This window comes from Achromobacter ruhlandii (genome assembly GCF_002082135.1).
Lineage (GTDB): Bacteria > Pseudomonadota > Gammaproteobacteria > Burkholderiales > Burkholderiaceae_B > Achromobacter > Achromobacter ruhlandii.
Window position 1 is genome coordinate 2657895 of sequence record NZ_CP017433.1, and the last position, 12886, is coordinate 2670780.

12 protein-coding genes and 1 pseudogene are annotated in these 12886 nt (G+C 66.2%); 7 read left to right on the forward strand and 6 right to left on the reverse strand.

Annotation, left to right across the window (positions count from 1 at the left end; all coding sequences use genetic code 11):
- A pseudogene (locus AruCF_RS29475) lies at nucleotides 1–187 on the reverse strand (hypothetical protein); the annotation flags it as partial.
- 70 nt (nucleotides 188–257) lie between these two features.
- On the reverse strand, nucleotides 258–1109 hold the full coding sequence (locus AruCF_RS11975; RefSeq protein WP_063568511.1) for a M15 family metallopeptidase: 852 nt from the start codon (nucleotides 1107–1109) through the stop codon (nucleotides 258–260).
- 191 nt (nucleotides 1110–1300) lie between these two features.
- Here AruCF_RS11975 and AruCF_RS11980 point away from each other — a divergent pair, with 191 nt between their 5' ends.
- The 6 genes from AruCF_RS11980 to AruCF_RS12005 are packed head-to-tail and all read left to right on the forward strand — an operon-like array spanning nucleotide 1301 to nucleotide 9953.
- Entirely contained in the window at nucleotides 1301–2197 is an 897-nt protein-coding gene (locus AruCF_RS11980; RefSeq protein ID WP_157130040.1) for a hypothetical protein, read from the forward strand.
- Nucleotides 2198–2223: 26 nt separating this feature from the next.
- Nucleotides 2224–5097 (forward strand): type VI secretion system Vgr family protein, encoded by a 2874-nt coding sequence (locus AruCF_RS11985; protein WP_083036731.1) that lies wholly within the window; start codon nucleotides 2224–2226, stop codon nucleotides 5095–5097.
- A gap of 8 nt (nucleotides 5098–5105) precedes the next feature.
- Complete coding sequence (locus AruCF_RS11990) at nucleotides 5106–6071, forward strand: DUF4123 domain-containing protein (RefSeq protein WP_063568887.1); 966 nt, start codon at nucleotides 5106–5108, stop codon at nucleotides 6069–6071.
- On the forward strand, nucleotides 6068–6847 hold the full coding sequence (locus tag AruCF_RS11995; RefSeq protein WP_063568886.1) for a DUF3304 domain-containing protein: 780 nt from the start codon (nucleotides 6068–6070) through the stop codon (nucleotides 6845–6847). The genes AruCF_RS11990 and AruCF_RS11995 overlap by 4 nt, the downstream gene beginning before the upstream one ends.
- Complete coding sequence (locus AruCF_RS12000; RefSeq protein WP_063568885.1) at nucleotides 6840–9146, forward strand: T6SS phospholipase effector Tle1-like catalytic domain-containing protein; 2307 nt, start codon at nucleotides 6840–6842, stop codon at nucleotides 9144–9146. Before AruCF_RS11995 ends, AruCF_RS12000 begins: the two co-directional genes overlap by 8 nt.
- Before the next feature lie 27 nt (nucleotides 9147–9173).
- Entirely contained in the window at nucleotides 9174–9953 is a 780-nt protein-coding gene (locus AruCF_RS12005; protein ID WP_063568884.1) for a DUF3304 domain-containing protein, read from the forward strand.
- Between the two features lie 28 nt (nucleotides 9954–9981).
- On the opposite strand, the gene AruCF_RS12010 is transcribed toward AruCF_RS12005, so the two are convergent.
- The 4 genes from AruCF_RS12010 to AruCF_RS12025 all read right to left on the reverse strand — a co-directional run bounded on the left by AruCF_RS12010 (nucleotide 9982) and on the right by AruCF_RS12025 (nucleotide 12427).
- Nucleotides 9982–10782 (reverse strand): DUF3304 domain-containing protein, encoded by an 801-nt coding sequence (locus AruCF_RS12010; protein ID WP_063568883.1) that lies wholly within the window; start codon nucleotides 10780–10782, stop codon nucleotides 9982–9984.
- 1 nt (nucleotide 10783) lies between these two features.
- Nucleotides 10784–11170, reverse strand: a complete 387-nt coding sequence (locus AruCF_RS12015) for a hypothetical protein (RefSeq protein ID WP_063568882.1) — start codon at nucleotides 11168–11170, stop codon at nucleotides 10784–10786.
- A 29-nt stretch (nucleotides 11171–11199) separates the two neighbouring features.
- The gene (locus AruCF_RS12020; protein WP_236749434.1) at nucleotides 11200–11694 is read right to left on the reverse strand and encodes a hypothetical protein; all 495 of its coding nucleotides are present in this window, start codon (nucleotides 11692–11694) and stop codon (nucleotides 11200–11202) included.
- 127 nt (nucleotides 11695–11821) lie between these two features.
- Complete coding sequence (locus tag AruCF_RS12025; RefSeq protein WP_254431194.1) at nucleotides 11822–12427, reverse strand: hypothetical protein; 606 nt, start codon at nucleotides 12425–12427, stop codon at nucleotides 11822–11824.
- On the opposite strand from AruCF_RS12025, the gene AruCF_RS12030 reads away from it, so the two are divergent.
- A complete protein-coding gene (locus AruCF_RS12030) occupies nucleotides 12422–12832 on the forward strand; it encodes a hypothetical protein (protein ID WP_174655156.1) in 411 nt (136 codons plus the stop codon). The two genes, AruCF_RS12025 and AruCF_RS12030, sit on opposite strands and share 6 nt — an antisense overlap.
- The last annotated feature ends 54 nt before the right edge of the window (nucleotides 12833–12886 follow it).

Sequence of the window (12886 nt, forward strand, 5' to 3'; positions counted from 1 at the left end):
GGGCGCGCGCGATGCGCAGGCCGGCCCAGCCAGCCGCGATCAGCGCCAGCGGCAGCGCGAACAGATACAGGCCGATGTCCAGCCCGGTGGGCAGCGTGCGTGATTCCTGCCACCAGATGATGACGGCCAGCCAGACCACCCCGAAGACCAGGGCCAGCAGCAGGCCGGTTTTGAGAAAGCGGGTCATGTGTATTCGTAGCGGTAATCGGTTGTCGGGGCAGGCAAAGGGAGCAGGGTAGTCGCGCGAGATGATCGGATCATTGCGCGGCCCCCGCGTCGCGTCGCATGACGCCGGGGCGCCGCAATTCGGTGTGGCCGAAGTCCATCAGCTTCCAGCGCCCGCCCCAGGTCAGGCCGACCCGTTCGGCGGTCTCGCCGAACAATTCATAGCCGCGCATGGCCCAGGGATCCTTTTCCGATACCACCACCTTGCCGTCGCGCAGGAACGCGCTGTCGGCGGCCAGGCCGTACTGGTGATAGCTCTGGTAGGCGCCCGCGTTGGTCACGTGCGAGCCCTTGGCGGCCAGCTCTTCCTGGCGTTCGGGGCTGCGGTAGCCTTCGATCAGCACCATTTCATAGCCATGTTCTTCGCGCATGACGCGATAGGCGGCCAGCAGGCGTTGGCGGTAATCGGCGTCCAGCAGGTTCCAGTCGCGGCTCGCGCCGCCCAGGTTCGGACGCACCAATTCCACTTCGCGCGTGGTGAACACTTCAGGCGGCAGGGGCGGTGGCGGCACCAGCCGTTCACCCGTCAACAAGGCCTGGATACGAGGGTCCGGACCGGCCATCCGATCCTCGTAAATAAATGTGTGATTGTGTCGCATGACGAAAGCGAAAAGGGACGGAAGCAACACCACCGCCAGCCCTGCCGCGATGTGCCAGCGGTACAGCGAAAACGTGCTGCCGGCCCGGCCGAATCCGCTGCGCACCACCTGCGCCGACCCGCCTACCACTCCGCCCGCATGCCCCGCGCCGCGCGCCACGCGGCGGCGCAAACCCTGCGCGAACGCGCGTACGCTCCGCGCGGTTCCCGCCCGCAGGGCGGGGAAAACCAGCAGCGCGGAAACGCCGATTGCGAGCAGAAAATATAGGGGCAGCAGGACTAGCAACGGTATCCCTCAATCACGAAGGCGTAATCTTTTGTTCTATTCGTGATTGAGGCAAGCGTAACGGCGTTGCAGACAGCGTCGATGCTTTAGGAATCGTAACAAGAAGCCGTGATCTAAAAGATGTCATCGGGTATTCTCGATCACCTTGGTTATCAGGGGGTGGCAATACCCCTGCCAATACGGGACCTCGCATGGCAGAAGACGAAAAAAGATCGCGACCACCTCCCTCCATTCCCAGTCTGCTGGCTGGCCGCCCGTCCGCGTCGGACGAGCGGCAGTCGTCGCGCATTCTCGCCTCGCTCGAGGGCCGCGTGCCCGAGGCCGAGACCAAGCACTTGCCGCCGAAGCAACGCAGCAGGACGCCCGTGCTGGCGCTGTTGCTGCTGTTGTTCCTGGGTTTCGTGGGCGCGGGCCTGTGGGCGGTGTATGACACCGCCGAACTGCCGGTGGTGGTGGCGCGCGTCGAGAACAACGCGCCGCCCGCGGCCGCGCCGGTCGCCAAGGCCGAGGCGCCCGCTCCGGCGCCGGAGAACCGCGAGCCGCCGCCTTCGTCCGCCGCCACCATCATTGAAGAACATCCGCTGGCGCAATTGACGCGACCCGATGCCGACGTCGAGCCGGCCAATCCACTGGCGGCGCTGGCCGTCACGACGCCCGCGCCGGCGCCCGCCGCCGTGCCGCGCGCCAATCAGGCCAAGGCGCCGGCCCCGCGCAACGCCGAAAGGGGCCACGAGGCCACGGCCACCACGGCGCCCGCCGCGGTCGCATCGGCCGCCGCGCCCAAGGCGGGCACGACCAAGTCCGCGCCCGCGCGCGGCAAGACGCCGCCGCGCAACGACAGCGACGCCGCGCTGCTGGCCACGCTGATGGCCTACGGCCTGCCGCCCGCCTCGCCGCCCGGCACCAAGGTCTACAAGACCGACGGCGTGTTCGTGCGCGAACTGCCCGGTTCACCCCTGTCCGCGCGCCTGGCGGAATGCCGCAAGCTCGGCTTCCTGGAAAGCGAACAATGTCGCCTGCGCGTCTGCGCCGGCCACTGGGGCACCGCGCCCGAATGTCCCAACGCGCAATCTCACGTCGAACCGTGAGCCTGTTTGATCAAGGTTTTCAAGTGATGGATTCGAGCGTTTCCGCCGGCCTGTTCAATTCCGACACCCGGCTCTACCGGCTGCAAGGCGAGGGCGCATTGGCGTCGCTGCACGTGGAAGGCTGGATCGCGCGCGAGGCGCTGTCCGGCGTGGGCCAGTTGCGCGTGGTGGCGCTGTCGGACGATGCCGGCCTGGCGTTGCAGGACATGATCTCGCGCCCGGTGACGCTGTGGACCACGCGCGCCGACGGCAGCCAGGCCGGGCGCAGCGGCGTGGTCCGCGAGGCCGAGCTGCTGTCGGGCGACGCGGGCCTGGCGCGCTACCGCCTGACGGTGGTGCCGTGGCTGTGGCTGGCCACGCAGCGGCGCGCCAGCCGCGTGTTCGAGGGCAAGCCGGTGCTGGACATCGTGCGCCAGGTGCTGGACGGCTACGAAGGCTTTGTCTACCGCGTTGCCGCCGACGTCGAGCCGGCGCTGGCCGGTTTGGCGCCGCGCCCCTACACCACCCAGTATCGCGAGACCGACTACGACTTCGTGGCGCGCCTGCTGGCCGAGGCCGGGCTGGGCTGGACGGTGCTGGAAGACGACAGCGTGCCGGCGCGCCACGTGGTGCAGCTGTTCGCCGACAGCCGCAACCTGGCCGAGGACGCCGAGTCGGCCGGCGGCGGCATCCGCTTCCAGCGCGCCGCGGCCACCGAATCGCGCGACACCGTGCAGCGGCTGGCGCGCCAGCGCCGCCGGGTGCCCGACAGCATTACGCTGCTGGGCTGGCACGACAGCGGCAAGCGGGCGGTGGCGGCGCAGGCGCTGGTGAACCCGGCCAGCGGCCAGGACGAAGCGGCGGCGCTGGACTGGTACGAGGTGGCCGGCCATGGCGGCTTTGCCGACCCGGCCCAGGCGCGTCGCCAGGCCGAGCTGGCGACCGAAGCGCTGCGGGCGCGCGCCGAGACCTTCGCCGGCCTGGGGGTGGTGCGCACCTTCCGCTCGGGCACGCGCTTCACCTTGCAGGACCTGTCGGCGCTGGGGCCGGCGGACGAGGCCGGCTTCGAACCGGAGTTCGCGCTGGACCGGGTCGAGCACGTCGGCATCAACAACCTGCCGCCGCAGACGCGGGCCGCGCTGGCCCAGCGGCTGGGCGGCCTGGACGCGCACCTGGCCTTGGATATCGATGCCTTGCCCGCGCCGGGGGCCCGGCCGCACGAGGCGGCCAGCCTGACCGCCGATGCCGCCGTGCTGGCCAAGGCGCGCGAGGTCGGCTACGCCAACCGCTTCGAGGCGGTGCGCTGCGATCGTCCCTGGCGGCCGCGCTTGCCCGAGGCGCGCGGAGCGCGCCTGAGCGGAGCGCCGTCGGTGCACGGCGTGCACACGGCGGTGGTGACCGACGCCGAGGGCAGCACCCAGCCCAGCGAGCAGGACGAGATCCTGCGCAACAAGCGCGGCGACGTGCGCATCCGGTTTCACTGGCAGGCAGGCGGCGAGGGCCTGGCGGCCAGCCGCTGGGCGCGGGTGGCGCAGCGTCAGTCGGGCGCGGGCATGGGCATCAGCTTCGTGCCGCGCATCGGCCAGGAGGTGCTGGTGCGCTTTGTGGACGACGACATCGACCAGCCCATCGTGGTGGGCGCGCTGTACAACGGCCGTGGCGAGGGCGGCACGCCGGCCACGCCGGGCGGGCGCGCGGGCGCCAAGGCCGACACGCAGGTCTACGCGGCGGCGCGCGACCACGCGCCCAGCGCCCAGGCCAACCTGGCCGCGGGCAACGCGCCGGCCTGGCACGGCGCGGCGGCGGGCGAGGAGAACCACCGCAACGCGGCCGCCCTGAGCGGCTTCAAGAGCAAGGAGTTTGGCGGCGCGGGCTACAACCAGATCGTGTTCGACGACACCGACAGCCAGTTGCGCCTGCAGATCAAGAGCAGCGCGCAGGCCAGCGAGCTGAACCTGGGCCACCTGATCCACCAGGCGGGCAACTACCGTGGCGGCCTGCGCGGCGTGGGCGCCGAGCTGCGCACCGACGGTTATGGCGCGGTGCGGGGCGGCGCGGGCGTGCTGCTGAGCACCTACACGGCCGCTGGCGCCCACGCCGGCGCCATCGGCGATGCGGCCGCGGTGCAGACGCTGGCGGGCCAGACCGACCAGATGGCGCGTTCGCTGGACGGGGTGGCGGGCGCGCACCAGGGCCTGCGGCTGGCGACGGTGCAGGGCACCCGGGGCCCGGGTGCCAGCGTGCTCGATGGCGAGAAGGCGCCGCTGGCGGCCATGCACCGCGCGGTCTCGGGCACGGTGGCCGGCGACAGCGTGGAAGGCGCGCGCGGCGATGCCTCGGCCAAGCATACCGACGCGGCGCCAGGCAAGGTGCCGCACGCCACCGATCCGGTGGTGCTGATGGCCGCGCGCGCCGGGGTGGCGCAGGTGGCCGGCCAGCACCTGCAGTACACCGCCGGCGAGGCGCTGCACTGGTCGGCGGGCAAGGACCAGAACCTGGCGGTGATGGGCGCGCTGCGCCTGCATGCGGGGCAGGGCCTGGGCATCGTGGCGGGCCTGCAGCAGGGCGGAGCGCAGTCGGGGCTGGATCTGATCTCGGCCAAGGGCAATGTCGACGTGCAGGCGCAGCACGACATCCTGCGGGTGCAGGCGCAGCAGGACATCACCATCGGCAGCGCCCAGACGGCGGTGGAATACGCCGCGCCCAAGCGCATCCGCATCGCCACGGCGGCCGGCGCCAGCATCGTGCTCGAAGGCGGCAACATCACCGTCACCGCGCCGGGCCGCATCGACGTCAAGACCGGCAACAAGCAGTTCGCCGGGCCGGACCGCCTGCCGTATGCCTTCCCCCAGTTCACCGTCTGCAAGCAGTGCGTGCTGGACGCGCAGGATGGCGTGCAGTCGATCACCGACAAAGCATGAGGGGCGGCATGATGAATTGGGAGTCGCGCCTGAGCGACACGCTGGCCCAGGCCGTTGAGCTGGCCGCCGATGTCGGCGCCGCATTGAATACCTTTCTGCTGGTGGATTTTCGCGGCCACGCCGAACTGGCAGGGCCGATCCGGGCCAGCGCGGATCTCAGCCATGGCTCGATCTGGGTTGGCACCGAACTGGCGATCTACGAAGACATCGCGCCGTTGCTGATCGAGGTCGATGACCTGACCCGTTTCGAACTGTCGCGCGACCCGGGCGAGCCGCGTACCTCGGAATTGCTGCGCTTGCTGAAGCGGCTGCACCAAAGCGATAGCGGCGCGTATGCGCTGACCCATCTGGTGTCGCCCTTGCCGCTGGCCGAACTGATGGCGCACTTCGCCTATTACGGGGAGTACGGCCTGCCCGATGGCCGCGAGTACTACCTGCACCTGTACGACAGCCGCATCCTGGACCGCGCCTTCCAGGTGTGGACGCCGGCCGAGCGCGCGCGGTTCCTGGCGCCGTTCAATCTGCTGCGCTACCCGCGCCGCGACGGCACCCTGGCGCAGTGGACCGGCCCCGGCCAGCGGCCGGCCGACGATGCGCCCCGGCAGCAACCGTTCACGCTGGCGCAGCACCAGGCGCTGCTGGAGCTGGACTATCCGGACAAGCTGGCGGTGCAGATCCGCCGCATCTACCTGGGCGTGCTGGGCGAACTGCGGCAGGATGAACTGGTCGAGCGCGTGACTGAACAGATGGCGCGGGCGCGCTCATACGGCATCGCCAGCGAGCGCGACATGCTGGACTACGTGGCGTGGGGCATCACGATTTCCCCGCGCTTTGACGAACACGAGGCGATTGCGCCGGCGCTGCGCGCCTTCCAGGGCGAGGGACTGTCGCAGGCGCTGGCACATGTGCCCGACGCGGTGTGGGATGGGCTGCTGCGGGCGGAGCAGGAAAAAGTAGAGGGGAGTGCGGTATGAAGCAGTGGTTTGTGAGTGTATTGCTGAGTCTCGGATTGTTGGCGGGATGCAATGGGGAACCGGTCTACAAGGGCTTGAATATCGTCACCTACAACTACACGCCGTGGGACGTGGATTGGGTGCAGATCAAGGACCGCGAAGGAAGGATGGCGGCTTCCGGCGCAATCGGATCGGGCGGCGGCGAAGGTTCGGTGACGTGCTGCTATACGCTCAAAGGGACTGACTTCAGCGTTTCATGGTCCGGTATCGACGGCGAAGAGGCGATCAAGCATCTAACCGACGGAAAAATGGATGAGTTGGCGTTCAACAGGGAAGGCAACGTGCACTTCGATCCGAAGGGAATCCCGGCGGGAGAAGGCCCTTTGTATCTGGAGCTCCACATTTACCCCGATGAGCACATGGAAATGGCCTTGAGCCGGGAACTTGTCGGGCAGACCCGTATTCCGATCGCCGATACTGCCGACTGGCTCTACAAGAACCATCGGGAGTCGTTCGGGGGTTATCGCGATATCTACGAGGTGATCCGGGTCGTGGGGAAAGTCACGAAAACGGCCTGGACCAAGTACAGGATCGAAGAAAAGCGCGATTTTCAGCAGTACATGCTTTTCTATTTCACCGTGGCGTCGAATTTCGATTCCGATCCGCAGATCGCGGCCCTCCTGTCGGCGCCGGGACGAAAGCCTGGTGATCTGGGCAAGGCGTTGGCCGAACTGCCGAAGGAAAAAATTGCGCAATTGAAGAAAACCGGAACACCGCCTGGAGACAAGAATGGCTGATCAGGCTGTACAACTGCCGGCGGTTGACCGGACTCCGGCTTCCGTACTGAAGGCGATGGTGGAGCAGGACGCCGCCTATCCCAAGGACGATTGCCTCGAATGCGGCGCGGTGATTCGCATCGGCTTTTTCTTCGACGGGTTTGGTCGCAACCGGGATGCGGACTTACCGCATCCGACGCTGTACTCGAATATCAGCAGGCTATGGGAAGCGCACTACGCGCCAAAGGATGGCGGACGTCCGGAAAAACAATACTGGTTTCGATTCTATTGCTCCGGTCTGGGTACCGAGTTGAATGAGGATGCCACGGACGACAGCCTGTTCTATGGGGTAACAGTCGCGGGCAACAAAATGCTGAGCGAAGCGGCAAAGAATCTGAAATCCGCGGGCAAGAACATCACCCGCATGGATGAGATTCCGGAGCATGACGTGGTCAAGCGTCTTAGCAGCGCGACGCAGAAGATGATCAAGGAAGGCTCCTTCCAGCCTATGGTCAAGGCGTATAAGGACGTGGTCAAGGACGTCAAGACGCTGCCGGACAAGGTGGTTCGCATCTGGAACGCCTGGGATCCTGAGCGAATGGTCAATCGCGCAAAGGGAACCGTGCGGGGATTCTGGGCAGGATTCAAGAAGAATCCGCTCAAAGTGGCTTGGACCGCAGGCAAGGAAACCGTGAAGACCACCGTTCTTGAAGGCGTGCCCGTCATTCGCGACAACGAGACGGTCGCCTATCTGATGGGAACCGGCGTGGACGTGCGTGTGGATGCGGCTTTGGCGCAGTTGAAAAAGGCGTACGACGTCATCAGGGCCGAAACCAGCGTTCGGCATATCGAGATTTCGGTTTTTGGCGCCGATCGAGGCGGTGTCATCGCGCGCCAGTTCGTCAATGATGTCGTCAAGAAATACCGGCGCCGCCATGATCGTGATCTGGCGATCCGGGGCGAAAAAGGCGCGCCGGACGCCGCGATCCGCATCCGGTTCCTGGGGCTGTTCGACTCGGTGGCATCGATCATGGACGAAAACGCGTTCCTGAATTTCCTGCCGTTTACCGATCTTCTCAAGCAGACGTACAAGGATCGCACGCTGACTGTCCCCGCCGCGGTGGAAAAGTGCGTCCATTTCGCCGCCGGTCACGAATTGCGTTCGAATCAACGGCTGGACAGCCTGGAAAAAACGCGCGGCGAACAGTATCTGTATCCGGGATCCAGCGGCGACGTGACTGGCGTCAGTCCGGAGGGGTCGCTGGGCGCCAGAACCGAGCTTTCGCGTGTCCCCCTGCGCGATATGCTGAACCTGGCGTTGGCGAATGGGGCGGCGCTCTACAGCATGGAAAAGCTGGCGGTTGCCCGACCCCGTACGTATGGCAAATTCTCACTTGCGGCCGGCGTCAAAGAGGGCAATCAGACTTACAACGCGATGGAATTGGTCGAGGCCTATCGCGGTGTCGTCAAGTACGAGCCCGGCATCGACTTCATGCCCCACATGGAAGTCTTCCTGCGCTGGCTCGCCGTCCGCTACCAGGACCCCGTCTTCAAGAGCGAGCTGTCAGATCCCGCGGAAAAGTGGATCAAGGATCGCGATTTCTTCACGCCCGAACAGGAATACAACGAAGAACTCCGCCGCGTGTCGGGGCTGTCCCGCGAAGAGCGGGCAAAGCCCGAAAACACGGCTCGCCTGAAAGAACTGGAGGCGCTGAAGGACGAACGCTGGGAGCGCGCGGCGGCCAGCCGTGGCGAGTTGCCGCCCAAGCGGTTCAAGCCGTTGTGGCAGCGGCTTGAGGAGGAATACCGGGCGCTGGAAGACGCCGAGCGCAAGGATGCCGAGAACGAGCGGCGCAAAGACGAACTCCGCCGCACTAATCCTGAGCTGGTGCGCCGCATCGAGCAGGTGAACCAGGGCCCGCGCGATATGCAAAAGATGCGCAACGACATCATCGTGCGCAATGGCGGCAAGTTGACCGACGAAGACCAGCCCAAGGACCCATTCGCCGACATGAAGGCAAGGCGGGCCACCGAACAGCGCCTGCTGAACGTATGGCGCGAAGCCAGTGCCGGCAAGAATCCGCTGCCGCCCAAGGTCATGGCGCTGTTCGACTTCCTGGTGCACGACGCCATGCTGAGCAGTTGGCCGGATCACCTGCTGGCCAGCACCACGCTGTACTTCCGCACGCGTGACAAGGACATTTTCGGCAAGACCGATTTCAAGGCCGAGGAGGCGAAGATGAAGAGCGACACCGCCGCTGCGGCGCGCGTGGACCAGATGCGGGCGAACCTGGATAGTATGGCGCCGGCCCGGCCCTAGACGACGCGCTGGCAGCGGGGAATCGAAATGCGGCTTGGGTGGATTCTGGCGCTGGTGCTGGCTGCGGGCATTGCAGGTTGCGGTGGCGAACCGACGTATCGCGGTATCAACTTCATCGTCTACAACTACACGCCTTGGGACCTCGACCAGGTTCGAGTCACCGACGCCAGTGGGCGGTCGGCCGTGACCGGCGCCATTGGCGTGGGAGGAGGAGAGGGTTCGGTCTCATGCTGCTATACCCTGAAGGGTACGGAATTCAAGGTCACATGGCGAGGGGCGGATGCTGAAGAAGCCAGACGGCATATGTTCGATGGAAAACTCGATGAAGTGATCTTCGAAAAGACGGCCCCGGTGCATTTTCCCGTCTCGGAGATTCCCGCGGGAGAAGGTCCCCTCTACCTGGAGTTGCATATCTACCCCGACGAGCATATGGAACTCGCGCTCAGCCGAAAGCTGCTGGGACAGACGCGGATTCCGATCGTCGCTGTCACGCGTTGGTTATACACAGAACACCGCGATGCGCTGGCGAATTACGGCAGTAGTTCCGAGGTGCGGCGTGTGCTGGGGAAGGTAGCCGGGACCGCGTGGAAGAAATATCGAATCGAGGCGGAAGTCGACATGCGCCAATACATGCGCCTGTATTTCACCGTCGCCTCCGACTTCGACACCGACCCGGAAATTGCCGCGCTGCTGTCGCAACCCGGCCGCCAGCCGGGCGATTTCGCCAAGGCCGTCGCCGCATTGCCGGTGGCGACCATCGCACGCTTGAAAGCCCAGGGCACGCCGCCGGGCGACAAGAATGGTTGAAGCTCCTGCGGCGGGAGGGTGGTCAACGTCAATCCGACCTGAGGCTAGATGAGAGATCTTTCTCTCCTGGAGGGCTTCCCTTGGCTTTCAAGTTTTCCATTTTCCCTCCTGGCAAATTCTTTATCTCTCGCCCGAAATCGCCCGGCTTCCTATCTGGCCGCGAGAGTATCGTCGCGATATCGGGGTCCGAGTCAAAGTTCGATGCCACCGTGAAGTACATGTACATGTACTGCTTCATATCGTCTTTTTCCTCAATCCGATACTTTATCCAGGCAACCCTGGCCACTTTTGCCAGTACGCGCAAGAGCTCCGAGCGGCTGCGATAGTTTTTCAATGCTTCACGATGTTGGTCGTAGAGCCAGTCCGTCGCGTCAACGAGTGGAATCCGCGTCTGGCCCAGCAGCTTGCGGCTAAGCGCAATCTCCATGTGCTCATCGGGATAAATATGCAGCTGCAGGTACAAGGGACCCTCTCCCTTGGGGATTTCGGTCGCGGGAAGGTGTACCGAGGTTGTTTTGTTGAAAATCACCTCGTCGACCTTTCCGTCGTACACGTGTTTCCTGACTTCCTCGCCGTCCGCTCCCCGCCAAGTCACCGTGAAATCCGTGCCTTTCAAGGTGTAGCAGCACGAACCCGAACCTTCACCTCCACCGACACCGATTGAACCGATGCTGGCGGATCGGCCTTCCGAATCGGTGATTCGAACATTGTCGAGATCCCAGGGCGTGTAATTGAGCGTCGCGAACGTAAGGCGTGAGTAGCTGGGTTCGCTATTGCAGCCAGCCAGCATTCCCAGCCACATAAGCGAGGCTATCAAGCCCTTACGCATCCTATTCCTCCTGCACTCTTGAGCGCCGCAGCCATCGCCGCAACCCGTTCCACAGCCAGTGCTTGACCCTGCCTCCATAGACCCAGGACAGCACCATCAACCCCAGCATCGCCACCACGTAATACTCCGTCGCCCAGGGCGGCACCGGATTCAGTTCATGGATCCGGTCGAGGATCGGGTGAAACGGCAGGATTTCGCTGGCGGCCAGCAGGCTGAACACCAGCGCCAGCAGCGGGCCGGTGAAATGGGGCCGCTCGCCGTGGGTCGCGTCGTCGGCCCAGTACCCCCAGTGGATGAAGCGCAGCACCTGGATCGCCACCCCCAGCACGGCGACGCCGACGGCCAGCGCCATGCCACCCATGAGCAGAAGGATTTCGAGCGGGAACATGCTCAGCCGGGGGCAGCGCCGCGCCAGGCCTAGGGCGCCGCCTGCACTTCGATCGTGACCGTATTGGACCGCACGCCGTTGGACTCGATGTACACCTCGTATTTCGCCGGCTCCGTGGGCAATCCCACCTGCGCCGCCAGGTCGGTGCTGAACTGCGTGCCGACGCTGATGCCGGGACTGATCGGAATGCCCTTTGGCGGCCGCGAACCGGGAATTTCGTCGACCTCGATTCCCGGCGGGGGGCTGCGGCGCTTGTATTCGTAGGCCACGCCTTCGTAGGTCTTGCCGGTCTGCGTGTTGACGGCCACGAAGCGCGGCAGTTGCTGGTTCTGCGACACCGGGATGATGCCTTGGGCGCACACCGGGATCACCAGGGCGCCGGTGGCCTGCGGCCGCACGCGGGCGGGTGCGGCGATGTTCAGCTGGTCATCGCTGCCGTGGTTGGGCGGGATGCAGGCGTGGTCGCGCACGGTGCCGATGGGCGCGGTGGCGAAGGCGGGCGGGTCGATCCAGTCGGTATTCATGGAAGCGGTTGGGGTAGCGGATGAAGAGGGAGCGCGCGGACCGCCCACGGTCCGCGCCGACACGGACGCGGCGGCCAGCGCGGCCGCAAGCAGCAGGGCCAGGGCCGGCGCCAGGCGGCGCCGGCCGTCAGAACGAGGACCAGCCACGGGACATGTCCACTTTACGCACGGCCTTGGCGCAATGCACGCAATAGCGGATGCTCTGGCAGTCGCCGCCGAACATCACGCAGGCGCCGGTGTGGGTGGGATCGGCCTGGCTGGCGGGCAGGCCGAAGTGGCAGTGGTTGCCCATCTGGGAATAGAAGAACGGGCCCTTGTCGAGCTTGGAAGAATCCATTTCCGCTTCGTCCGGGTGGGCCCGGGCCCATTCCGGGCCGCTGGGGACCATGCCGATCAAGTGGCCGATCTCGTGGACCAGCGTTTCCTGTTGGTAGTTCATGGTGACCGGCTCGAAGGGCGACAGGGCCGCCACGCACAGCAGGTTGGTGTCGGGGAAGGCCACCCCAGCGGCGGCGCTTTCCATGAGCCGCACGCGCAGGGTCAGCCTGCCGGTGGCCGGTATCGGCACCAGTCCGGCCAGGCGGATGTTGACGGCGTGGCAGGCCTTGGGTTCGGCCGCATCGAAGGGCAGCGGCGTCAGGCGGTCGCGCGGAACGGGCACGCGCCGCACGCCCGCGGCCGGGTCCGTGTATTCGAACAGGCATTCCAGGAACCAGTCGACGTCGCCATGCAATCGCTGGCGGACCTGCGCGCCGACGCGCTGCTGGCCGGCAATGCCCGCAGCGACGCGGTGGCCCTGGCCGCCGCCATGCGCGAGACGCTGGGCCAGGACGTGTTGTTCCCCGAGGGCCGCAAGCCGCCGCGCGGCGGCGGCGCGCGTCCGCCCAAGCCGCGCAACGACGCCGCCGGCACGGGCACGCCCGCCGCTGGCACGCCCGCAGCAGGTACGCCCGCAGCCGGTACGCCCGCAGCCGGTATGCCCGCCACGGGCGGCGCGCCGGCCTCGGCCGCCAACACCCCCGCGACGCCCGCGGTCAAGCCGGCGCAGGCGGGCGGCGCCACGTCGTCCACCCAGACGCCTCCGCCCGCATCGGGCCGCGCGCCGGATCCGTTCGGCAACCTCCTCAACAAACCCTGATCGGCCGCCGGACCCGGCTGGCCGGGTCCGCTTGCCATCGTCAATACGCATCCG

Coding starts and splice junctions, on each gene's coding strand:
- AruCF_RS12000 (WP_063568885.1), top strand. CDS start 6,840: ATGGCTGATCAGGCTGTACAACTGCCGGCGGTTGACCGGACTCCGGCT.
- AruCF_RS12020 (WP_236749434.1), bottom strand. CDS start 11,694: ATGAATACCGACTGGATCGACCCGCCCGCCTTCGCCACCGCGCCCATC.
- AruCF_RS11980 (WP_157130040.1), top strand. CDS start 1,301: ATGGCAGAAGACGAAAAAAGATCGCGACCACCTCCCTCCATTCCCAGT.
- AruCF_RS11995 (WP_063568886.1), top strand. CDS start 6,068: ATGAAGCAGTGGTTTGTGAGTGTATTGCTGAGTCTCGGATTGTTGGCG.
- AruCF_RS12010 (WP_063568883.1), bottom strand. CDS start 10,782: ATGCGTAAGGGCTTGATAGCCTCGCTTATGTGGCTGGGAATGCTGGCT.
- AruCF_RS11985 (WP_083036731.1), top strand. CDS start 2,224: ATGGATTCGAGCGTTTCCGCCGGCCTGTTCAATTCCGACACCCGGCTC.
- AruCF_RS12015 (WP_063568882.1), bottom strand. CDS start 11,170: ATGTTCCCGCTCGAAATCCTTCTGCTCATGGGTGGCATGGCGCTGGCC.
- AruCF_RS12005 (WP_063568884.1), top strand. CDS start 9,174: ATGCGGCTTGGGTGGATTCTGGCGCTGGTGCTGGCTGCGGGCATTGCA.
- AruCF_RS12030 (WP_174655156.1), top strand. CDS start 12,422: ATGCAATCGCTGGCGGACCTGCGCGCCGACGCGCTGCTGGCCGGCAAT.
- AruCF_RS11990 (WP_063568887.1), top strand. CDS start 5,106: ATGATGAATTGGGAGTCGCGCCTGAGCGACACGCTGGCCCAGGCCGTT.